Origin of the sequence: Anaerotignum sp. MB30-C6, from assembly GCF_030908465.1 — a bacterium.
In the GTDB taxonomy this organism is placed as follows: domain Bacteria; phylum Bacillota; class Clostridia; order Lachnospirales; family Anaerotignaceae; genus Chakrabartyella.
In genome coordinates, this window is sequence record NZ_CP133078.1 from 613,996 (window position 1) to 635,038 (window position 21,043).

Here is a 21,043-nt window from a genome sequence, read left to right on the forward strand (position 1 = left end):
ATAAGGCGAAGGGGAAAAGCGGAAGCAACCCCAAGCATAGCCTTGATATTTCTGGTGATGATGCGCTCAGGGGACACACCCGTTCCCATTCCGAACACGTCGGTTAAGACCTGAGCGGTCGATGATACTTGGTGGGAAGCTGCCTGGGAAAGTAGATGGTTGCCAGAATCAAATTTATTGCTTACGGGGTGTAGCGTAGCTTGGCTAGCGCGCCTGATTTGGGATCAGGAGGTCGCAGGTTCAAATCCTGTCACCCCGAGCCTTGTATCGTAGGATTTTAATCCTTATGGTGGGTATGGCGCAGGTGGTTAGCGCGCCAGATTGTGGCTCTGGAGGCCGTGGGTTCGAGTCCCACTATCCACCCTATTTTGGGTCACTAGCTCAGTTGGTAGAGCACTGGACTTTTAATCCAGGTGTCTCGGGTTCGAGCCCCGAGTGACTCATATTTTTTGCAGTCGTGGCGGAATTGGCATACGCGCTAGACTAAGGATCTAGTCCGGGTTTCTGGGTAGGGGTTCAAGTCCCCTCGACTGCATGATTTGCGCGAATGGCTCAGTGGTAGAGCATCGCCTTGCCAAGGCGAGGGTCGCGAGTTCGAATCTCGTTTCGCGCTTTTTAGCTTCTGCATTATCGTATAGTGGGCTATCGCCAAGCGGTAAGGCACAGGACTTTGACTCCTGCATTCGCTGGTTCGAATCCAGCTAGCCCAGGTCTCAAGTTAAGCTAGATTTATTAGTTTAATGGGGTATCGCCAAGTGGTAAGGCAACGGATTCTGATTCCGTCATCCGCAGGTTCGAATCCTGCTACCCTAGTTTAAAAGTCTGTATTATTACAGGCTTTTTTATTTTGTCTGCCTCAGTGCCACTAACCGCCAACACAGGTGAGGAAGTGTAAGATTAGTAGTAGCATTTCCTTTATAAGGTTAAAGTAAGTTGTAAGTTGGCTATAAGAATTAAAGGGATTGCGCTAAATTCAAATTTTAAAGTATCACATTTACATAATGTATATTCAAAGTACATAATTTAGGATTGATGAAACAGATACAAGTGTATACTAGAGAACTTAAGATAAAGTAAAAAAGAACCAAAAAGGGATGTTTACCCATATATACTTTTCCTGTATAAAGCAATTCTATTTAGGAGGTACCATTTAAAAATATAAAAATCTATATAGCAGGAGTCATTTTAATTAATGGTTTCTTCTAATACAATAATGGCAAGTATTAAGACTAACATTTACGTTAGTCTTTTTTTTGTTTTAGCAAATGAAATATAAAAAGATTTTCAAAAAAGTCTGTTTCTATAATCAAGACTTAACGAGGTTTAAATACTCTTCAAAAGTCTAAATATGGGTGTATCAATGGAAAGTGCTTAAAAAAGCAGCTTTATATTTGTTATATATGTTAAATAGCAATAAAAAACAAAAGTAGCAAAATGACAAAAGCGAATAATTTCGGAAAAGGCCATTGACATAATAAGTTTTCAGTGCTAACTTTATCTTAAGATTAAATTGAATTCAAAATATAATTATAAGTATTCAAGTTAATTAAATATGAACACATATTGCAACTTAACATATGATGAAGTGGAGGGCGAGTCATGGACTTCTCAGGTAAAAAAATTATTGTTACTGGCGGTGCTAGTGGTATCGGAAAAGCAATTACTGAGGGTATTGTTGAAGGCAAAGGTCATGCAATTATTGTTGACTTAAACATGGAGACAGCTGAAAAAGTGCGAGAAGAATTGGGTAAGAACAATGTTTCTTGTTACAAAGTAAATTTGGCGAAAGATGAAGAAATTCGTGCTGTATTTACGCAAATATTAGCTGATTTTGGTCAAATCCATGGATTGGTTAACAATGCCGGTGTGGTAAGCACGGAACCCTTTGAAGAGGTAACCCAACAAGAGTGGGACAAGGTAGTTGCCATTAACCTAACCAGCGTATACATTGCAATCAGTACGCTGTATCCTTCTATGAAGGAAAATGGCTACGGCAGAATTGTAAATGTTGCTTCTGTAGCTGCGAAAAGGGGTGGTGGTTTACTAGGGACAAGTGCATATGCTGCTTCTAAGGCTGGTGTGATAGGTTTGACAAAAGCTGTGGCAAGAGAAGGTGCTTCTTACGGAATTGCTTGTAATAGTGTTTGTCCAAGCTTAACTTTAACACCTATGACTGCAGGAATGTCCTCTGAAAAGAAGGAGCAAATTCTTGCTACAATTCCCATGGGCAGAGGAGCTGATCCAAAAGAAATTGCTAATGTAGTTTTATTTTACGCATCGGATTTAGCTAGCTTTGTAACGGGTGAAGTAAGTGATGTAGATGGTGGCGTAACGATGGATGGCTAAGCTATTAATATAAAAAATGAGGAGGAAGTGTGTATGAAAAAGCGTTTATTTGCAAGTGTAATGACAGCGGTTGTGGCAGCAGGTTGTTTGTCAGGCTGCGGAAGTGGCAGCAGTACCAATGGTGATGCTGCAGGAGGAGCAGAGGGAGATACATATAATTGGAAAATGGCTCTGAACTCTACAGAAGGGGACAATGCTTATGACACAGCAGTAGTTTTTGCCGACAAGGTAAAGGAACTGACAGAAGGGAAAGTTAACGTTGAACTTTACGGTGGTGCCAGCCTTGGTTCTACTTCAGAAGTTTTAGAGGGCTTAAGCTATGGTGTTGCTGATATTATTTGTGAATCAGTTGGTACTTTGGCAACGTTTACACCCCTTGCCAACATTGACGCAATGCCCTATATTTACAGCGATTACGACCATTTTATGAATGTATGGTATAGCGATTTGGGCCAGGAAATGAAAGATACCATTGGAGAGGCATCTGGCTTTAAATTAATGGGTGGTACGTTCAGAGGCCCAAGAATTGTTACTTCTACAAAAGAAATGCACCAGGTGGAGGATTTCAAAGGTTTTAAACTGAGAGCGCCGAATCTTGAAATGTATCTAAAGACATGGCAGTGGATGGATGCGGCTCCTACGCCAATGGCAATGAATGAAACATATACAGCTTTGCAGCAGGGGACTGTTTCCGGCCAGGAGAACCCAATGGCAGACTCCATGAACTATGCATTTAATGAAGTATGTGAATATTGGATTAAAACAAACCATGTTTACAGTTCTAACTTATTCATTATGGATGGAAATTACTACAATAGCCTGCCAGAAGATATTCAAGCTGCAGTAACTGAGGCTGCTGAATATGCAGGGAAGGAAGTTAGTGTGAAACAGCTGGAAAAAGAGGAAGCGGCAGAAGCAAAGCTCATTGAACTAGGTTGTACAGTGATCGATGTGGATACTGATGCATTTAAAGAACACTTTGATGGCTTTGCTGATGAGAATTTCCCTGAGCTGAAGGACTGGACAGACAGAATTAAAGCAATGGATGCAGGGGAATAAGCTACAGAAGAAAAATGAGGTGATTTCGTTGATTAAGGCTTACTCGAAGTTTCTAGATAAATTGGAGACGCTACAAAAGATTTTTCTAGGAGTAACCGTTGGAATTATGGTAATTGTTATGGTATATCAGGTGGTTTTACGATACTGCTTTTCTTCAGCAAACTCATGGAGCGAGGAATTGGCTAGATATTTATTCATCTATGATGTAATGATTGCTGCGGCAATTGCCACTAGAAAGAATAGCCATTTGCAAGTTGATTTCTTAATTAATATGTTAAAACCAAAAGTAAAGTGCATTTTTACCATTGGTGCAACCATTGTGGGTATTGTGTTTTTAGGATATTTATTCAATTACTCCCTAACACTATGTCAGACAGCCGCTAGTAACATTTCAGCAGGGTTAAAAATTTCAATGTCTATCCCATATGCTTGTATGCCCATTGGTGCGGTACTTATGATTATGACTTCACTGGAAGTAATATTTAAGAATATATCACAAATTCAAGAGTTAGGTAAAGGGGAGGTGAGTGGTCAATGAACGCAGGTTTAATTGTTATTCTTTCATTGCTTGGATTGTCTTTCTTAGGCATACCGATCTATTTAGCATTAGGCATTGGCACACTTGTCGCCTTAAACATAGCAGACATGCCACTGATTGTTTTGCCTCAGAAACTATTTGCAGGCATGAACTCTAGCTCCTTGTTAGCAATTCCATTTTTTATGCTGGCGGGAAACATTATGTCTCGCAGTATTACTGGAAAGCTGATTGATGTTTCAAATGCATTAATCGGGTGGATTAAGGGTTCTTTGGCCGTTGTTACGGTGTTGGCCTCCGCTTTATTTGGCGCAATTTCAGGTTCGGGCGTTGCTACAGCATCAGCAGTAGGCGGCACAACCATTCCTGCTATGAAGGATGAAGGGTATCCTCCTCATTTTGCAGCAGCAATCACAGGGATTGCCTCAATTTTAGGGCCAATTATCCCTCCTTCTATTACCTTAATTGTTTATGCTAGCATTACGGATCTTTCTGTCTCAAAACTTTTTATGGGCTCTGTAATTCCAGGCGTTTTGATGGCAGCCGGCTTGATTTTATATGCTTTGTTTTATGGAAAAAAACATGATTTGCCAGCCCATCCTAGAAAGACCCCAAAAGAAATTGTGCTGACATTTAAAGATGGTATTTGGGCGTTGTTGATGCCAGTTATCATTCTTGGTGGTATTTTCGGCGGAATCTTTACCCCCACGGAATCGGCTGCGGTTGCTGTTGTGTATGCCTTGGCAGTAAGCCTTTTTATCTATAAGGATATGAAGCTCCAGGATATTTTCATCGTTTTTGTAGAAGGTGCAATCGGAACAGCAACAATTTTGATGTTAGTTGGTCTTTCCAAAGCATCCAGTTATGTGGTAACGACTTCTGGTTTGCCTCAACAGGTATTAGAGATATTTAGCTCCATTACTTCAAGTAAAGTTGTAATTTTGCTGTTACTGAATGTATTATTTTTCATTATCGGTATGTTGATGGAGGCAAATGCGGCGATTATTATGATGACACCAATTTTGCTCCCACTGCTTTCGGCATTCGGCATTGATCCTTTACAGTTTGGTATTATCATGAGTTTTAACCTTTGTATTGGTCTGGTTACACCGCCTGTTGGTATCTGTTTGCTGATGACGAATCAGATAGCAAAGGCAAGCTTTGTACAGACGCTGAAGTCTATCGTACCAATGTTATTGATTTCCATTATCGTACTGCTGATAGTAACATTGATACCTCAGATTACCCTCTGGTTACCAAGCTTGATTCAATAACATAGTATTGGCTAATCTCATTTTTCAATATAGATTATACCCCTTCCATAAAACCCCTCTCCTTTTCTTAAGGAGGGGGGTTTTTGAATGAAATAAGTATAATGTGGGAAAAAATTTATATAATAGGTTGTTTTTTGTAGAGAAAGCCCAATTACTATGAAGCCGTTTTCACAAATATTTCTTTAAAAAAGGGCAAAAGAGTGGTATAATAAAACCAACTATGCAATCGATAATAAAAAGTCTTTGGCTACCAAAGATTAAGATAGGAGGCTGGTTAATATGGCAGCAAGATTAGAAAACGAGTATGGTGTAATTAGCATTGACCGCGAGGTAATTGCAAGAATTGCAGGATACGCAGCGATTGAATGTTATGGCATCGTAGGTATGGCGGCCAAGAATATGAAAGACGGTTTGGTACAGCTTTTGAAATTGGAAAGTTTAACAAAAGGGATTAAGATGCGAGTGGACCAAAATAAAATTAGTTTGGACTTGCATATTATTGTAGAATACGGCACCAATATTTCTGCTATCGCAGATAATATCATCAGCACCGTGAAATATTCTGTTGAAGAATATGCAGGGCTTGAGGTAGAAGATGTGAATGTCTTTGTTGACGGTGTCAGAGTCGACAATTGAGTATGAGGAGGAACTATCGGTGAGTATTTTGAAGTTGAATGGGCTGCGTTTAAGCAGAATGATTATAGCCGGGGCAAATGAACTAACTGCCCATAAGCAGTTAGTAGATGCGATGAACGTATTTCCTGTTCCCGATGGGGATACAGGTACAAATATGTCCCTCACTGTTTTGGCGGCGGCAAGGGAGTCTGAAAAAAGCAGCTCTTTGAGGGTAGACGAAGTTTCGAAATTAGCGGCTAGCGGTGCTTTAAGGGGTGCAAGAGGCAACTCGGGTGTTATCACATCCCAGCTTTTCCGTGGTTTTTCCAAAGGCTTGGAAGGGCTTGCTGAAGCCGGTGTTTTGGACTTGGCTGTGGCTTTGGATAAGGGCGTTCAGACTGCGTATAAAGCAGTTATGAAGCCAAAAGAAGGAACGATTTTGACGGTAGCCAGAGCATGTGCCGAAGCTGCTGCAAAATTGTCTTTAGAAACAGATGATATGGAAATTTTCCTTAAGGGCGTTGTGGACTATGGCCATGAAGTATTGGCAAAAACCCCTGATATGCTTCCTGTATTAAAACAAGCAGGTGTTGTTGACGCCGGTGGGCGAGGTTTACTGTATGTTTTGGAAGGTGCGTTAAAGCATATCAATGACGATGGCCCCATTTCCGTAGCGGAACCAACCAAATCTGAAACAACGGATTTTGCCGCATTGGCATCAATCGAAAATGAAGATATTACTTTTGGCTATTGTACAGAATTTTTTATTAACGTTAAAAACCCTGATGATGCCACAGTGCAGATGTTAAAATCTTATTTGGGCACCATTGGTGATTCCATTGTATGTGTGAGTGACGAAGAAATTATTAAAATCCATGTGCATACAGACCATCCAGGTTTGGCTATTGAAAAAGCACTGTCCATTGGCAGCCTAAGTGGGCTGAAAATTGATAATATGCGAGAACAACACACAAATCGTATAGACTTCCATGCTACGGCTTCATCTGAAGTGGAGGCTTTAGAAAAAGCACCCGAAGAAGAAAATAAGGCAGAGCTTCCGAAAAAGGATATTGGCTTTGTTTCTATTTCAGCGGGAAAAGGCCTATCAGATATTTTTAGAAACCTAGGTGTTGACGAAATCATCGAGGGTGGACAGACAATGAACCCTAGTACAGAAGATATTTTAAATGCGGTTGATAAGATTAATGCCGATCATATCATTATTTTACCAAACAATAAAAATATTATTTTGGCGGCGGAACAGGCAGTTGAACTTTGTGAAAACAAGAAACTTTTTATAGTTCCAACAAGATCCGTACCACAAGGTATTAGTGCATTGTTCTGTAATGCAGAAGGCCTTGGGGCGGAAGAAATGGTAGAGGAAATGAAAGAAGCAATTCAGACCGTTTCCACAGTTTCTGTGACCTATGCCGTAAGGGATACTTCCTTTGGTGAAAAAACAATTACCGAGGGTGATATTTTAGGTATGCTGAATGACGAGATTGTCGTTGTGGCGAAGGATGTTACTGAGGGAACAAAGGAAGTGCTAAAACAAACCATTACAGAAGATAATGAAATGGTTAGCATTTATTATGGTTCTGATGTAACAGAAGAAGATGCCCAAGAGATTGCAGATTTTATTGAAGAAAACTATCCCGATTGTGAAGTTGAGATTCAAAATGGGGATCAACCTTTGTACTTCTATATCATTTCTGTGGAATAAAAAATGTCAGTGGCCGTATAGCGAGAATCTTTGCTGTACGGTCTTTTTTTATTAGCCCTCGTTCAAGTATGGTGAAACTTGCGATAAATGCTGTCAGAAAAGACTTCAAATACTCGAATAAAAACACTATAATGTAGAGGATGTATAATCAAGAGAAATAAAACAACCAGGCAGTTGATTTTTTGGTAAATGAGGTGAAAAGATGGAGTGGAAAGATCCTGTTTCCAGGCTGAAAGGCGTGGGAGAACAACGAGAGAAGAAATTAAATAAGCTGGGGATTTTCACTTTGGAGGACCTTTTGACCCACTATCCACGGGAATACAAAGACCGTAGCAAGCTAACGAAAATTTCGGAGTTGGAGATGGATGGGGAAAGTAGCTTTATTGCCCGCTGTAAAGGTAATGGTGAAACAATGAGACATGGCAGATTCACCTTCACAAGGCTTCGGGTGCAAGATGAAACAGGGGAAATGGGGGTTTTATGGTATAATCAGCCTTATATGAAGACCGCCTTAAAAATAGGAGAGTGGTACTTGTTTACAGGTAAACTGCAAAACAAATATGGTCGTAAGGAATTTTCTGTTTCAGAGTGGGAGAGAATTGGTGAACATTTTGCCGGGGGAAGAATCATCCCCGTTTATCCTAGTGTTGACGGGATTTCTCAGAAAATGCTAAGAGGGCTAATGGAGGATGCATTGGAGCAGGTAGGCGGTGGTTTGGCTGAGGACATGCCCTTGTGGATCCGACAAGAAAACCAATTGGCTGAACGAAATTTTTCTATAGAACAAATTCATTTTCCCAAGACGGAGCAAAGCTTTTATGACGCAAGGCGAAGATTGGTTTTTGAGGAATTCTTTGTTCTTCAGGGTGCTTTATTTTCTTTGAAGTCTTACTTGGAACATGGGAATAAAGGCTTTGTGATGAAAAAGAAAAAAGCCCTTATTGAGTTTGAAAACAAGTTGCCTTTCCAGTTAACCAATGCCCAAAAAAAGGTGTTAAAGGAAATGGAGAGGGATATGTCCACTGGTAAGAAAATGAACCGACTGATACAAGGGGATGTTGGTAGTGGTAAAACAGCTGTTGCCATGGCAGCTTCTTATTGGGTGATACAAAACGGATACCAATCTGTTTTGATGGCACCCACTGAGGTTCTTGCCCAACAACACTACCACTCTTTTTCAGCCCTATTTGACTCCTTAGGCATGGAAACTGTGCTGTTAACAGGGGGACAATCTGCAAAAGAGAAAAGGACTGCCTTGGCAAAGGTGGCTTCAGGTGAAGGGAAAATGATAATTGGTACCCATGCAGTCATTCAAAAGGGTGTGGAGTATCATAAGCTAGGCCTTGCCATTACCGATGAGCAGCACAGGTTTGGTGTGCGGCAAAGGGGGGCGTTAAATCAGAAGGGGGAGGACCCCCATACCCTAGTTATGACGGCCACACCAATTCCTCGTACCTTGGCGTTAATTTTATATGGGGATCTGGATGTTTCTATCATTGATGAACTACCTCCTGGTAGGCAAAAAATAGATACAATGGCGGTAAGCAGCGATTACCATGAAAGAATATACAACTTCATTGAAAAGCACGTTCAAGATGGCAGACAGGCCTATGTCATTTGCCCTATGATAGAGGAAAATGAAAAATTAGAGGTGCAATCGGTATTGAATTATACGGAAGAATTGCAACAAAAATTAACGCACTGCAATGTGCAATGTGTCCATGGGAAAATGAAGGCCAAGGAAAAACAAGAAATAATGGATGCCTTTGCAAAAGGAGAAATTCATGTCCTTGTGTCTACCACAGTCATTGAGGTTGGGATTAATGTGCCCAATGCAGTGATTATGCTCATTGAAAATGCAGAGCGATTTGGTTTAGCCCAGCTCCATCAGTTAAGGGGACGTGTGGGGCGAGGCAGTGAAAAGTCCTACTGTGTATTGGTAAGCGATGCAAAGACAAAAATTGCAAAACAACGATTAAAAGCCTTGGTAGATTCCGAAGATGGGTTTGTAATTTCAGAAATGGATTTAAAGCTGCGGGGGCCTGGAGAGTTTTTTGGAACCCGTCAACATGGGTTGCCAGAGCTAAAGATCGCAAACATTTATCAAGATATGCCTATTTTAATTGAGGCACAAAAAGCAGCCGATAAGTTGTTAAAGCAGGATCCTTTTTTAAATCTTGAGCTTCATCAGGGAATTAAAAATAGGTTCGCCCAGTTTTTGGATGGCAAATCTTTAGAGATATGAAAGAGTTTTATATTGTATTTTATACAATTTTTTGATATAGTAATGGTGTATGTAACAAATTAGAAAGCAGTAGGTGATGCGGATATGAGAGTGATCGCAGGTGCGGCAAAGGGGCGAAAGCTACAAACAATTGAAGGGTTATCCACAAGGCCTACAACAGATAGAATAAAGGAAACTTTATTCAACATTATTGCATTTGATTTACCTGAATGTCACTTTTTAGATTTATTTTCAGGAAGCGGTGCAATTGGTATTGAGGCATTAAGCCGTGGAGCAAAACAAGCAGTTTTTGTGGAACACAATCCCCAGTGTCAGCAGGTGATTCAAGAAAATCTTATGCATACCAAGTTGGACAAGCAGGCGAGGGTAATTGGTTTAGAAGTACCAAAAGCTTTGGCGCAGCTTTCCAATGAAAAAGCTGTGTTTGATATTATTTTTTTAGACCCGCCATATGAAGCAGAGGTAACGGAACCTGCTTTGTTACAGATTGTTCAGGGTGGGTTGTTAGATAAAGATGGATATATTATTGTTGAACGCTCGGCGCAAATCCCACTGGCGTCTATCCCCGGGCTTCGGGTTTTGCGTGAGAAAGAGTACAGAACCACGGTGATGACGTTTCTGTGCCTGGAGGAAGAACATATATGAAAAAAGCAATTTATGCGGGTAGTTTTGATCCCATAACACTAGGGCATTTAGATATTATTGAACGAGCTGCAAGGATGTTTGATACTTTAGTTGTTGCAGTTTTAGAAAATCCTAACAAGTGTTCCTTATTCACTGTGGAAGAAAGAAAAGAGCACTTAGAGCTTGTTCTTTGCAACATGAAAAATGTTGAAGTTGCGTCATTTAGAGGGCTTTTGGCTGATTTTTCAAAGGAAATAGGTGCAACAGTTGCCATAAGGGGCCTTCGCAATACCATGGACTTTGCAGTAGAGTATCAGATGTATCTCATCAATCGTAAGCTGGGCAAGGATATGGAGACGGTTTTCTTGGCGGCGGATGAAGAGCATCTTAGCTTAAGTTCTACAAATGTAAAAGAAGTTGCGGTTTTTGGTGGAAATATTGATTTTATGGTTCCTCAGGAAATCAAACCTTTTATTATAGAAAAATATAAGAAGTGAGGGAGAGCTTATGGATTCTGTTTTGCAGTTATTAGACGAATTAGAAGAAATATTAGATAGTAGCAGGGCTGTACCTTTTAGTAATAAGGTATCCGTCGATAAAGAGGAAATTTATGATATTATCAGCGAAATTCGTATGAAGCTTCCCAATGAATTGAAACAGTCAAAATGGGTAATTGAAGAAAGAAACAAAATTTTGATTGATGCACAAAGGGAAGCGGATGAATTATTGAAAAATGCGGAAGACCGTATGGTTCGTTTAATTGATGATAACGAAGTGACAAAAAAAGCATATGAACAGGCTGCTGCAATCATTGATTCCGCAAAGAAAACTTCAAAGGAAATGCGTCTGGGTGCAATGGAGTATGCAGAGGGTGTATTGGCCGATGCGGAAGGTAAGTTGAAAGAGTTAAAGACCGTTGTATATAGCGAAAGTATTAAAACCGATGATTATTTTGCCCAAACGCTAAATGTTTTGGCTGAAAATATTCAGGAGTTGCGCTTAGGCAAATAATCTTTATTTTCTTTTGAAAAAAGCAAAACATAGGGCAAAAACAAAAAACAAAAGACTACATTTCACGTATAAAACAGGAAAAGAAAATGCAGTTTCTGCCATGAGAGCAAGGGTAGGGACTGTTTTTTGTGCGTATTTTTCCAGCAATGGAGCCAACAAAATGAAAAAGATACCACTGAATAGACCATTGCAAATTTTAGCCGCAACATAGCGGCTTTTTTTAATGGGCACATTTCGTAAAATACCAAAGGTTTGGCATAGTATGGATAGGCCGCCAAAAGCCACCAATATGCAAGAAGCAGTAAGTCTTAAAAAAAGGTCATCAGGGGCGGTGCTTAACAAATAGGTTCCGTTGGTCATTTCTAAAACACCTCCACAGACACCTCGGAGAGACTCTTTGGAAAAGGGCAAAAAGGTGAAAACTCGTCCTAAGAAATCAAAAATACCCGTTTGTTCAAAAGCTTCAACGGCAACACCAAAGATAATGATATAGCCTCCGATTTGTGTGATGGTGTCGATGGAATCAGCAATGGTTCGAGGCAGGCACTCTGTGATGGAGGGCGGTGTAGTCCTTCGATAAACAAAGAAGTCTGTAGGGGTTTTTTGTTGGTAAAACCAGCGGAACAAAAACCCTGTTGCCACGGCGCCTAGAAATGAACATAGTAGAAATAGGTATCCCCAAAAAGGTGCATGAAAAAAGGCGGCTCCTACTGTTCCTACCAAAAACAAGGGGCCTGGATTATTGCAAAAGGATAGAATATGCTCTGCCTGGGGAAGGGAAATTTTTTCTTCCTCAAACAAAGATGCGGTGATTTTTGCCCCCATGGGATAGCCTGAGAAAATGCCAAGAAAAAAAGGAAACGCAGCAACCCCAGGTAGTCCGAAAAGGGGTTTCATCAATGGCCGTAACCACTCCCCCACTATTTCTGCGGCACCCATACGCAATAATATGCCGCAGGCAACCATAAAGGGGAATAGAGAGGGCAAAACTTGGTTAAACCACAAAGTAACGCTTTTTCCACCAGCTTCAAGCATTGCTTGGGGGTAGCGTAAAAGGGCAAAAACGAGAAAACAAGCACAAATTATAACAAGGGAGTTTTTTCTCATGTCGAAAAGCTTCTTCCATTTATGTATTGTTATAATTTATGCCTGATTTGGTTGTTCTATGAAAGTCGAGTCTACTGTGCTTTATTTGAACCCACGTTACGCTAGATTCTCTTTTTATTTTGTTCTGGGAATCTTTACAAAGCCCCTATATAACCTCTGGTAATAACAAGGATTTCTTTCGCTCTTTAGATGATAGCCATTGGCATTGTAAAATCTTGGTTTGTACCTCGGTAAATGGGGTTTGGTACTGTCATAGCATGAAGGTCAGTGGCGTTTTTTTCCAAGGCCAGCAGGTGTAACCCATCATCGTCTAAAATTTCTGTTGCCTTTTTTAAATTTGATAAAACGGGGCATTTGGAATGCATGGTTAGGTCACCTAAAATATCTGCTTTTTCCTTACGAAAACCAAGGACACGAATATAAGGATAATGAATTTTTTTCATGAAGTAAGACACTTCCGCCCCTTTAATATCCAATAAAATATGAAGAAGAATACGTTGAATTTTTGTTCGGGTATACCGTTTAGATTTTATAAAATCTATGATATCTTCTACTTCATAGCATTCGTCTATAGAACGTAGAATTCTATTTTCTAAGCCCTCTGTGACTTCAAAAATTTGACTAAGTTTCTCGGGAGACATGGTTCTTAATTTATAATTTAATGCGCCTGCGTAATTTTTCCAAAGTACAGGAGCAGTACCTAAAGAAAGGGTTTTGCCATATAACTCATAGCAATTTTCAGGGACTTGCCCAAATGCTTCAGCAACCTGATCTTCTAAAATTCCTTTGCGAATGGCGGAAGCAGATGCAAACTTATTATCTAGGGAGGTGCTATGATAGCCACATCCTTCTCGCCTTATGGTCATTGGTATCATGCTACACTTATACCGTTCTAACGCTTTTAGGTATTCTAACGCCAGAATGTGATTTGGTTGGCTTAATATTTCACTGTTGATGTTTGAAATTGTTTCTAAAGCCTTGGAGCGGGCAGTTGGGTAAGACATTCCCATGTCTAAATTGCTTTTTAAAAGAGATCGAAATTCTTCCGTTTCATCGGTCATAAGCTTTGCCGCTTCTTGCAACGTTGTTAAATTTCCACTTTCCGAACCAAAGCAAAGCACATCAACGATTCCTGAATCTTCCAGAATGCGAACGGCTGCGGAAGCAAAAGTTTCTGCGTTTGCTGTGGCAAAAAGAACGGGCAATTCCAAAACCATATCTACTCCATTCAGTAAGGCGGCTTTTGCTCTGGTCCATTTATCAAAAAAAGCTGGTTCTCCTCGTTGCACGAAACCACCGCTCATGACAACGACCACTCGGTCAGCGTTACTTTTCTTCTTTGCTTCTTCTATCATATATTGATGCCCAAGATGAAAAGGATTATATTCTGTTATAATACCCACTGTTTTCATTTTTTCATCTCCTTTTCGCAACTATGCCTCATAAAATAGTGTATTGTAAAAAAGATAAGCAAAGTTTGCGCATTACTGTAATATACTTGTGCACAGATTCCTATGAAGGATGTATAACAAAACTCCTCTGATTAACGAATCCTAATTTTTTGAAGCAGGGGGTGGCATGTCTACCCAAATAGCTAATGTGCCAGATTCTTCCCCTAAATATAACATATTATACCACAAAAGTTGGGAACCAGAGTATAAGAATGAAAATAACTTTCTTGCAAAAAAGTATTAAAATTGCATAATTATAGAAGTGTCCAGGGAAGGTATGATTTGCCTACAAAAAATATGAGGAAACACCGTGGATTCCACAAAAGTGTTGTTGAAAGGCTATATATTTGATGAAACAAAAAAATCGATAGAAAAAATTAAAAAAATGTTAAAATTTTATCTGGAAAAAACTTCGAAAAAAGGATATACTTTTATTAATAATTTATGATTTGAGGCGGATAGCGTGGAGAAGTTTGTGGATAAACCAGATTTCTTGCAGGATATTTTTTTGGAAGAAACTTGGAAAAATATTGATAAAATCGACAACTTCATAGAGGAAAAGACCAGGGAAGAAGTTTTCTCTGTATCTAGGGAAGAAGTAGATAGTTTGTTTCGTACGATGCATAGTATTAAAGGTTCTGCATCTATGATGGGATACCCATCTATTTCTGAAACAGCCCATAGTGCGGAGGATTTATTCTCTTATTTGCGTGAGGAAGAAAACCCTGACCCCAAAGATTTAAAATCTATTTTGCAGCTATTACGTATGGTTTCAGGATTTTTAAAAAGGGAACTGCGTCGTATGGAAACCGACGACGAGGTTACGGATTTTGGATGGGCAGTAGTGCGAAGAATTAAAAATTTCTTAGCACACGTGGATAACGAAAATGAACCAGAAGGCCCAAGCTATCAAATTTCTTATACCCGTAAGGGAAAGCAAAAAATACCCTATACCAATTTTAGTGCTTTGATTCCCCAAATGGAGCGGCTTGCCAACATTATGGGAAGAGAATTATCAAAAGAATTTATGGTTAAAATGTCTGGAGCAGATATCGAAGTTCCCAGAGACATTTATGAAAAAATCTCCATGGCTGTACTGCAAATGATGAAAAATAGTATGGACCATGGATTAGAGAACACGGTAATTCGAGAGCAGATGGGTAAAACTCCTGTGGGTGAGATTTCCGTGGAAATACAAAAAGCCGGACAACGGGTATTTGTAATATTTCGAGATGATGGCCGAGGGCTGGATAAACATAGTATTTTGCACATGGCCAGAGAAAAGGGACTTTTGAAAAAGTCGGAAGAAGATTATGAAGATAACGAAATATTTGCTTTTTTACTACGTTCGGGTTTTACAACAAAAAGCAGTGCTACCATGTTTTCCGGTAGAGGGGTAGGACTTGACGTTGTAAATGCGGCGGTTTCTTCCCTAGGGGGAACCATTAGAATTGAGAGTCGGGAGTACATGGGGACTACATTTTTCATGGAATTCCCAGTAATTGCATAAAAGGAATTATACTTTTCATAATTATGGATTTAAATTATAATTTTATAGCAAAAAGTGGGCAGATGGCTGAAAAAAAGAGTAAATTTCAGCCATTTTTTTATGTCTTTTCCCTTGTACCAGTGGGACATTTTGTTTATAATAATAGAGATGTGGGTAACAAAAGAAAATAAAAGAAAATTCTACAATCAATTAGGAGGTTTTTAACTGTGGATTTTTTGGCATTAATGAAAGAAAAGGCGAAAGCCAATAAGAAAGTAATTGTTTTACCAGAATCTTATGAAAAGAGAAACTTGGAAGCAGCAGCAGAATGCTTAAAAGATGAATTAGCTGAAATCGTATTAATCGGTAATAAAGATAAAATCATGGAGGCAGCTGGTAGCTTTGATGTTTCTAAAGCAATTTTTGTTGATCCTGAAAATTACGATAGAATGGACGAAATGGTTGCTAGCCTTGCAGAAGCAAGAAAAAGCAAAGGCATGACTTTAGAAGAAGCAAGAAAGCTTCTTTTGGATGACTCCATGTTTGCTGGCGTTATGTTGGTTAAAATGGGCGTGGCTGATGGTATGGTTGCCGGTGCAATCCACTCCACAGCAGACACACTGCGCCCTGCATTGCAGATTTTGAAAACAGCACCCGGAACAGAATTGGTATCTTCTTTCTTCGTTATGGTTACACAGACACCTGAATACGGCGATGACGGTATCTTGTTGTTTGCTGACTGTGCATTGAACCAGAACCCTACACCTGCTGAGTTGGCTTGTATCGCTGGTGATTCTGCCAAGTCTTATGCTGCATTTGTTGGCAAAGAAGCAAGAGTTGCTATGCTCAGCCACTCTACAATGGGTTCCGCAAAACATGCGGATGTTACAAAAGTAGTTGAAGCTGTTAAAATTGCCAAGGAAAAATACCCTGAAATCAAATTGGATGGAGAAATCCAGTTGGATGCTGCAATCGTAAAAGAAGTTGGCGAATTAAAAGCACCTGAAAGCCCTGTTGCTGGTAAGGCAAACTGCTTGGTATTCCCTGACATCGATGCTGGTAACATCGGCTACAAATTGGTTCAGAGATTTGGTAGAGCAGAAGCTTTTGGTCCTGTACTGCAGGGTATTGCAAAACCTGTAAATGATTTGTCCAGAGGTTGCTCCGCAAACGATATTGTAGCAGTAGTCGCTATGACAGCTGTTCAGGCTCACGTAATGGGCAAGTAATTTCCCCTATGTTTCTATCCGCCTTCAATTTTGGAGGCGGTATAATATAGTAAGATATAAACTAGCTTAGAAAAAGGTACATTACAAAGGAGAGAAAACAATGAAAATTCTTGTATTGAACTGCGGTAGTTCCTCTTTGAAATACCAGCTTTTCGACATGGAAAATGAAGCAGTATTGGCAAAAGGCCTTTGCGAAAGAATTGGTATCGAAGGTTCCAAATTAAAACATCAGCCTGCTTGCCAAGACGATGTTATTTTTGAAGATTATTTGGAAGATCACGACGTAGCTGTTAAAAAAGTTATGGAAGCTTTGACCAACCCTGAGTACGGCGTTGTTAAGAGCATGAAGGAAATTAATGCAGTTGGTCACCGTGTGGTACATGGTGGCGAATACTTCGCTGGTTCCGTAATTATCGACGATGCTGTAAAAGACGCTTTGGAAAAGTGTAGCGAATTGGCACCTTTGCATAACCCTGCAAACTTAATCGGTATTGCAGCTTGTGAAAAACTTATGCCCGGTGTAGCACAGGTTGGTGTATTTGATACAGCTTTCCACCAGACAATGCCAGAAAGAGCATACTTGTATGCGATTCCTTATGAATACTATGAAAAATATAAAATCAGAAGATACGGTTTCCACGGTACAAGCCACAGATATGTATCTGAAGAGGCAGCAAGAATGCTGGAAAGACCTTACGAACAGACAAAAACAATCACTTGCCACTTAGGCAACGGTGGTTCCATCTGTGCAGTAAGAAACGGCAAATCTATTGATACAACAATGGGCTTCACGCCTTTGGAAGGCCTTGTAATGGGTACAAGAGCTGGTGACGTTGACGCTGCTGTTATCACATTCTTGATGGAAAAAGAAAAATTGACACCTCAGGAAATGGACAACATTTTGAATAAGAAATCCGGCGTTTTGGGTATCTCTGGTGTATCCAGTGACTTCCGTGATATCGAAGATGCAAGCGAACACGGCAACGCAAGAGCAGAAGCTGCTTTAGACGTATTTGCATACAAAGTAGCAAAAAGAATTGGTGCATACGCAGCAGCCATGAACGGCGTTGACTGTATCGTATTTACAGCTGGTTTGGGTGAAAACTCTGGTTCTACAAGAAGACTGATTTGTGATTACTTGGGTTACTTGGGTGTTCACATTGATTCTTACAATAATTCTTTAAGAGGAAAAGCAATGGAAATCTCTGCTTCTGACTCCAGAGTTAGAGTATTGGTTATCCCTACAAACGAAGAATTGGTAATTGCAAGAGATACTAAGGAACTTCTTGACAAATAAGAACCCTTTCAGTATAATATTTTAGGTACGACTATGGGGTGATTTGAATGTTACTTGGAATGGCTCAATTGTTTGGCAAAAATGGGATATCTATGCCAGTTATGCTAACAGAGCAAATCAATGATACGTCGGATTATCCCGATGTTGTGGAATTTTTGCAGCCTGTAAAGTTAGAGGGAACTCTTAAAAATGAAAATGAAATTTTCGTTTTTGAAGCAAAGGGCAATACAGAGGTCAACCTTAGGTGTGACCGTTGTCTTGCACCTGTCAGAAAAGAGCTTTGCTTCGAGATCAAGGAACGTTTTGCTCATACAGGCAGAGGAAACGAAGAGACAGAAACTTTTTCGGGAGATCAAATTGATCTTACGGACTTTGTCAAAAGGGGTATCATTACCGCTTTACCAATGAAGATTCTTTGCCAAGAGGATTGTTTGGGCCTTTGCTCTATCTGTGGTAAGGATTTAAATGAGGGCGAGTGCGAGTGTGATACAACCTATATAGATCCGAGGTTTGAAAGTTTAAGGGCTCTTTTCAATGTTGACGAGGAGGTGTAGAAATGGCTGTACCCAAGGGACGAGTGTCGAAATCTAAAAGAGATAAGAGAAAAGCACAGAGTTGGAAAATTGCAACTCCTAGCTTGGTAAAATGCAGCAAGTGCGGTGAACTGATGACTCCTCATCAGGTTTGCAAGGCTTGTGGTGCATATAACAAGAAAACAATCATCAAAGTTGACTAATGTCAAATCCGAAAAGACAGCATATATGTGCTGTCTTTTCTTCATATGCATTGCTTTTGAATGGCTTGCTTATTAAAATGAATGCATTGAATTAGAAGATTGATGAAACAGAGAAAAAAGAAGTCTTGCAAACATTCCTCGTTATGAGTAAAATAAAAATAATTTAACGGACTTGGGGTAGTACCTGCCTTTCAAAGTGAGGCTAACGCTCTCACTGAAAACACTGTCTGTTATAAGTAGTATTGTGGATAAAGTACGCATCGTCTTTGACCAAATACCATTATCGATTTTTATTATACTGAGTACGAGAAATAAGAAAGGAATCAGGTGATTTCATGGATAAAAAAGTAATTGTAGCATTGGATGCTATGGGCGGAGACTTAGCACCCATCGAGATTGTTAAGGGTGCTGTGGATGCAGTGAAAGAGTTGAATGTTGAAATTAAGCTTGTTGGCCGTCAGGATGCGGTAAATGCTGAGTTGGAGAAATATGAATTTCCGAAAGAACGTATTCAGGTAATCCATGCCGAGGAAGTCATTGGTACAGAGGAAGTTCCCACCACCGCAATTCGAAGAAAAAAAGATTCTTCTTTGGTGGTTGGGTTAAACCTTGTAAAAAACGGTGAAGCCGATGCTTTTGTTTCTGCGGGAAGTACGGGTGCATTGCTTACGGGTGCGTTAGTAATTGTTGGACGTATTGAAGGGGTGGAGCGACCTGCCCTGGGTACTTGTCTCCCAACAAAAACAGGTTTTACCTTCCTTTTGGATAGTGGTGCCAATGTAGATTGTAAGGCCAAATATTTGGAACAGTTTGCAAAAATGGGTTCTGTTTATGTTGAAAATATTTTTGGCAAGGAAAAGCCTCAGGTTGCCCTTGTAAATATTGGTGCGGAAAAAGAGAAAGGCAATGCCTTGACAAAAGAAGCATACGAATTGCTAGAAGCCAGCGAAGGCATCCATTTTACAGGGAATATTGAGCCAAGAAATATTCCTTATGGTGAAGCAGACGTTATCGTTTGTGACGGTTTTGTTGGCAATACTATTTTGAAGCTTTTGGAAGGCTTGAGCAAAACTTTATTTGAGATTATTAGGGAAGAAATTACTACGGGAGCGTACAAGGTTGCCGCTGCCATGCTGAAAACACCCTTTAGAAATATTAAAAAACGTTTTGATTCCGATGAGATTGGCGGGGCACCTTTTATCGGTTTAAAATCCCTTGTGGTAAAGGCCCATGGCAGTTCCAATGCAAGAGCCATAAAGAATGCTATTCGCCAGTGTGTTTTGTTTACTGAGGCGGATATTGTTGAGAAAATTAAGGATAAGTTGTAATTTTGGGGGGGTTTATGGTGGAGAATAAGTTAATTCTATTTGCCATAAGTTTCAATGGAGTAAAAGGTGTTAAGTTACAGATAAAAAAGTGATTTTATGGATAACCCTTAAGATAAGAAAGTAAATTTATGATGTTAGAAAAGTCACAATCTCTTTGTGGCTTTTTTTGTTTGTTTTCATGGCTATAATGGCTCTATGAAGGACAACAGCAGGTAGAATTAAAAAAAAAACTAAAATGAACTACAAATGTAGTTTTTTGTCAATATCTTTTTAGATGATAAAATTGATATTTCATTGACAATATATATATATATATTATGATTGGGGCAGGAATTGACAAGTTCAATGGAGGCCTTCTGTAAGATTTGTACAGTTCTTCTGAGATGATTTATAAAAAGGAATTAGATGACAAGGAGGAACTTTTATGAAGAAAAATATTATAAAACTTTTGCTTTGTGCTATTTGTGTATCAAGTATTAGTCTTCCAGCATATGCAAAGGAGGGTGTGTCTACAAAACCATCACAACAGGAGACGGAGATTGATACAGTCCGGCCAAGTGCCCATGAAATGGAGAGTAAAAAAGTAAGAATAGGAAAACCGATTAGAAAAACATTTGATTTGGGGGCTGCGGGAGGACAGTTGCCAGAAGGGACTAGTTTTGAAGGTGGTACAGGAATGCTTATCTGGCAAGATGGTGGAGAGAGTACCAATTTATCTGTGACTATAGGAGGAGAAGCTGTTGGTGTTACTCTGGATATTGGAACGGCAGCTTCGGGAGTAGGCGGAAAAGGCATTGATGTACCTGGCGATGGGAAGTTTTATAAACTTGGAGTAAGAAGGAATGTTAAAATTACAGCTTATAAGTGTTATGAACGATTAGCGGGAACAGACTTGCCTTGGAGATACGTTGGTGTAAATTCTGAAGTAGTACCAATGAGCGAATCATTCTATTTGATTGAAGTACGCTAAGAAA

At 39.8% G+C, this 21,043-nt stretch carries 19 protein-coding genes, 7 tRNA genes and 1 rRNA gene; 25 read left to right on the forward strand and 2 right to left on the reverse strand.

Annotated features, from left to right (window positions below; translation table 11 throughout):
* The first annotated feature begins 50 nt into the window (after positions 1-50).
* The 18 genes from rrf to RBQ60_RS03135 all read left to right on the forward strand — a co-directional run bounded on the left by rrf (position 51) and on the right by RBQ60_RS03135 (position 11,432).
* Positions 51-168: ribosomal RNA gene (gene rrf, locus RBQ60_RS03050) — 5S ribosomal RNA — on the forward strand.
* Between the two features lie 16 nt (positions 169-184).
* Positions 185-259, forward strand: a tRNA-Pro gene (locus RBQ60_RS03055).
* Between the two features lie 30 nt (positions 260-289).
* A tRNA-His gene (locus tag RBQ60_RS03060) sits at positions 290-363 on the forward strand.
* Positions 364-370: 7 nt separating this feature from the next.
* Positions 371-443 (forward strand) — tRNA-Lys (locus RBQ60_RS03065).
* Between the two features lie 8 nt (positions 444-451).
* Positions 452-535 (forward strand) — tRNA-Leu (locus RBQ60_RS03070).
* Between the two features lie 6 nt (positions 536-541).
* Positions 542-613, forward strand: a tRNA-Gly gene (locus RBQ60_RS03075).
* Between the two features lie 25 nt (positions 614-638).
* Positions 639-710, forward strand: a tRNA-Gln gene (locus RBQ60_RS03080).
* A 31-nt stretch (positions 711-741) separates the two neighbouring features.
* A tRNA-Gln gene (locus RBQ60_RS03085) sits at positions 742-813 on the forward strand.
* A 786-nt stretch (positions 814-1,599) separates the two neighbouring features.
* Complete coding sequence (locus tag RBQ60_RS03090; RefSeq protein WP_307885131.1) at positions 1,600-2,346, forward strand: SDR family NAD(P)-dependent oxidoreductase; 747 nt, start codon at positions 1,600-1,602, stop codon at positions 2,344-2,346.
* A 33-nt stretch (positions 2,347-2,379) separates the two neighbouring features.
* On the forward strand, positions 2,380-3,405 hold the full coding sequence (locus tag RBQ60_RS03095) for a TRAP transporter substrate-binding protein (protein ID WP_307885132.1): 1,026 nt from the start codon (positions 2,380-2,382) through the stop codon (positions 3,403-3,405).
* A 28-nt stretch (positions 3,406-3,433) separates the two neighbouring features.
* Positions 3,434-3,943 carry a TRAP transporter small permease gene (locus RBQ60_RS03100; protein WP_307885133.1) on the forward strand — a complete coding sequence of 170 codons (510 nt, stop codon included), beginning with the start codon at positions 3,434-3,436 and terminating at the stop codon, positions 3,941-3,943.
* Positions 3,940-5,214: a TRAP transporter large permease gene (locus tag RBQ60_RS03105; RefSeq protein ID WP_307885134.1), complete on the forward strand. Its 1,275-nt coding sequence runs from the start codon at positions 3,940-3,942 to the stop codon at positions 5,212-5,214. Before RBQ60_RS03100 ends, RBQ60_RS03105 begins: the two co-directional genes overlap by 4 nt.
* Positions 5,215-5,493: 279 nt before the next feature.
* A complete protein-coding gene (locus RBQ60_RS03110; protein WP_307885135.1) occupies positions 5,494-5,850 on the forward strand; it encodes an Asp23/Gls24 family envelope stress response protein in 357 nt (118 codons plus the stop codon).
* A 19-nt stretch (positions 5,851-5,869) separates the two neighbouring features.
* A complete protein-coding gene (locus RBQ60_RS03115; RefSeq protein ID WP_307885136.1) occupies positions 5,870-7,552 on the forward strand; it encodes a DAK2 domain-containing protein in 1,683 nt (560 codons plus the stop codon).
* Positions 7,553-7,754: 202 nt separating this feature from the next.
* Positions 7,755-9,797 (forward strand): ATP-dependent DNA helicase RecG, encoded by a 2,043-nt coding sequence (gene recG, locus RBQ60_RS03120; protein ID WP_307885137.1) that lies wholly within the window; start codon positions 7,755-7,757, stop codon positions 9,795-9,797.
* 84 nt (positions 9,798-9,881) lie between these two features.
* Positions 9,882-10,442, forward strand: coding sequence for a 16S rRNA (guanine(966)-N(2))-methyltransferase RsmD (gene rsmD / locus RBQ60_RS03125; protein ID WP_307885138.1), 561 nt, complete (start codon positions 9,882-9,884; stop codon positions 10,440-10,442).
* Complete coding sequence (gene coaD / locus RBQ60_RS03130; RefSeq protein WP_307885139.1) at positions 10,439-10,918, forward strand: pantetheine-phosphate adenylyltransferase; 480 nt, start codon at positions 10,439-10,441, stop codon at positions 10,916-10,918. The genes rsmD and coaD overlap by 4 nt, the downstream gene beginning before the upstream one ends.
* A gap of 10 nt (positions 10,919-10,928) precedes the next feature.
* Complete coding sequence (locus RBQ60_RS03135) at positions 10,929-11,432, forward strand: ATPase (RefSeq protein WP_307885140.1); 504 nt, start codon at positions 10,929-10,931, stop codon at positions 11,430-11,432.
* A 3-nt stretch (positions 11,433-11,435) separates the two neighbouring features.
* Here RBQ60_RS03135 and RBQ60_RS03140 read toward each other — a convergent pair whose 3' ends face one another.
* Together RBQ60_RS03140 and RBQ60_RS03145 are read right to left on the reverse strand one after the other, a co-directional pair.
* Entirely contained in the window at positions 11,436-12,539 is a 1,104-nt protein-coding gene (locus tag RBQ60_RS03140; protein ID WP_307885141.1) for a nucleoside recognition domain-containing protein, read from the reverse strand.
* A 185-nt stretch (positions 12,540-12,724) separates the two neighbouring features.
* Positions 12,725-13,951: a nucleotidyltransferase gene (locus tag RBQ60_RS03145; protein WP_307885142.1), complete on the reverse strand. Its 1,227-nt coding sequence runs from the start codon at positions 13,949-13,951 to the stop codon at positions 12,725-12,727.
* A 514-nt stretch (positions 13,952-14,465) separates the two neighbouring features.
* On the opposite strand from RBQ60_RS03145, the gene RBQ60_RS03150 reads away from it, so the two are divergent.
* The 7 genes from RBQ60_RS03150 to RBQ60_RS03180 all read left to right on the forward strand — a co-directional run bounded on the left by RBQ60_RS03150 (position 14,466) and on the right by RBQ60_RS03180 (position 21,039).
* Positions 14,466-15,500 (forward strand): ATP-binding protein, encoded by a 1,035-nt coding sequence (locus tag RBQ60_RS03150; protein ID WP_307885143.1) that lies wholly within the window; start codon positions 14,466-14,468, stop codon positions 15,498-15,500.
* Positions 15,501-15,706: 206 nt separating this feature from the next.
* Complete coding sequence (gene pta, locus RBQ60_RS03155; RefSeq protein ID WP_307885144.1) at positions 15,707-16,708, forward strand: phosphate acetyltransferase; 1,002 nt, start codon at positions 15,707-15,709, stop codon at positions 16,706-16,708.
* Positions 16,709-16,808: 100 nt separating this feature from the next.
* Positions 16,809-18,005 carry an acetate/propionate family kinase gene (locus tag RBQ60_RS03160; protein WP_307885145.1) on the forward strand — a complete coding sequence of 399 codons (1,197 nt, stop codon included), beginning with the start codon at positions 16,809-16,811 and terminating at the stop codon, positions 18,003-18,005.
* Positions 18,006-18,052: 47 nt separating this feature from the next.
* Positions 18,053-18,559, forward strand: a complete 507-nt coding sequence (locus tag RBQ60_RS03165; protein WP_307885146.1) for a YceD family protein — start codon at positions 18,053-18,055, stop codon at positions 18,557-18,559.
* Between the two features lie 2 nt (positions 18,560-18,561).
* Positions 18,562-18,741, forward strand: a complete 180-nt coding sequence (gene rpmF, locus RBQ60_RS03170) for a 50S ribosomal protein L32 (protein WP_066051981.1) — start codon at positions 18,562-18,564, stop codon at positions 18,739-18,741.
* A 335-nt stretch (positions 18,742-19,076) separates the two neighbouring features.
* On the forward strand, positions 19,077-20,069 hold the full coding sequence (gene plsX, locus RBQ60_RS03175; RefSeq protein WP_307885147.1) for a phosphate acyltransferase PlsX: 993 nt from the start codon (positions 19,077-19,079) through the stop codon (positions 20,067-20,069).
* Between the two features lie 424 nt (positions 20,070-20,493).
* Positions 20,494-21,039, forward strand: coding sequence for a hypothetical protein (locus RBQ60_RS03180; protein ID WP_307885148.1), 546 nt, complete (start codon positions 20,494-20,496; stop codon positions 21,037-21,039).
* Positions 21,040-21,043 lie beyond the last annotated feature (4 nt).

What these genes read in the sequence shown, in the direction of transcription:
- plsX (WP_307885147.1), top strand. Translation starts at nt 19,077, where the DNA reads ATGGATAAAAAAGTAATTGTAGCATTGGATGCTATGGGCGGAGACTTA.
- RBQ60_RS03095 (WP_307885132.1), top strand. Translation starts at nt 2,380, where the DNA reads ATGAAAAAGCGTTTATTTGCAAGTGTAATGACAGCGGTTGTGGCAGCA.
- recG (WP_307885137.1), top strand. Translation starts at nt 7,755, where the DNA reads ATGGAGTGGAAAGATCCTGTTTCCAGGCTGAAAGGCGTGGGAGAACAA.
- RBQ60_RS03165 (WP_307885146.1), top strand. Translation starts at nt 18,053, where the DNA reads ATGTTACTTGGAATGGCTCAATTGTTTGGCAAAAATGGGATATCTATG.
- RBQ60_RS03180 (WP_307885148.1), top strand. Translation starts at nt 20,494, where the DNA reads ATGAAGAAAAATATTATAAAACTTTTGCTTTGTGCTATTTGTGTATCA.
- RBQ60_RS03145 (WP_307885142.1), bottom strand. Translation starts at nt 13,951, where the DNA reads ATGAAAACAGTGGGTATTATAACAGAATATAATCCTTTTCATCTTGGG.
- RBQ60_RS03140 (WP_307885141.1), bottom strand. Translation starts at nt 12,539, where the DNA reads ATGAGAAAAAACTCCCTTGTTATAATTTGTGCTTGTTTTCTCGTTTTT.
- RBQ60_RS03135 (WP_307885140.1), top strand. Translation starts at nt 10,929, where the DNA reads ATGGATTCTGTTTTGCAGTTATTAGACGAATTAGAAGAAATATTAGAT.
- rpmF (WP_066051981.1), top strand. Translation starts at nt 18,562, where the DNA reads ATGGCTGTACCCAAGGGACGAGTGTCGAAATCTAAAAGAGATAAGAGA.
- RBQ60_RS03110 (WP_307885135.1), top strand. Translation starts at nt 5,494, where the DNA reads ATGGCAGCAAGATTAGAAAACGAGTATGGTGTAATTAGCATTGACCGC.
- RBQ60_RS03105 (WP_307885134.1), top strand. Translation starts at nt 3,940, where the DNA reads ATGAACGCAGGTTTAATTGTTATTCTTTCATTGCTTGGATTGTCTTTC.
- RBQ60_RS03160 (WP_307885145.1), top strand. Translation starts at nt 16,809, where the DNA reads ATGAAAATTCTTGTATTGAACTGCGGTAGTTCCTCTTTGAAATACCAG.
- rsmD (WP_307885138.1), top strand. Translation starts at nt 9,882, where the DNA reads ATGAGAGTGATCGCAGGTGCGGCAAAGGGGCGAAAGCTACAAACAATT.
- RBQ60_RS03090 (WP_307885131.1), top strand. Translation starts at nt 1,600, where the DNA reads ATGGACTTCTCAGGTAAAAAAATTATTGTTACTGGCGGTGCTAGTGGT.
- coaD (WP_307885139.1), top strand. Translation starts at nt 10,439, where the DNA reads ATGAAAAAAGCAATTTATGCGGGTAGTTTTGATCCCATAACACTAGGG.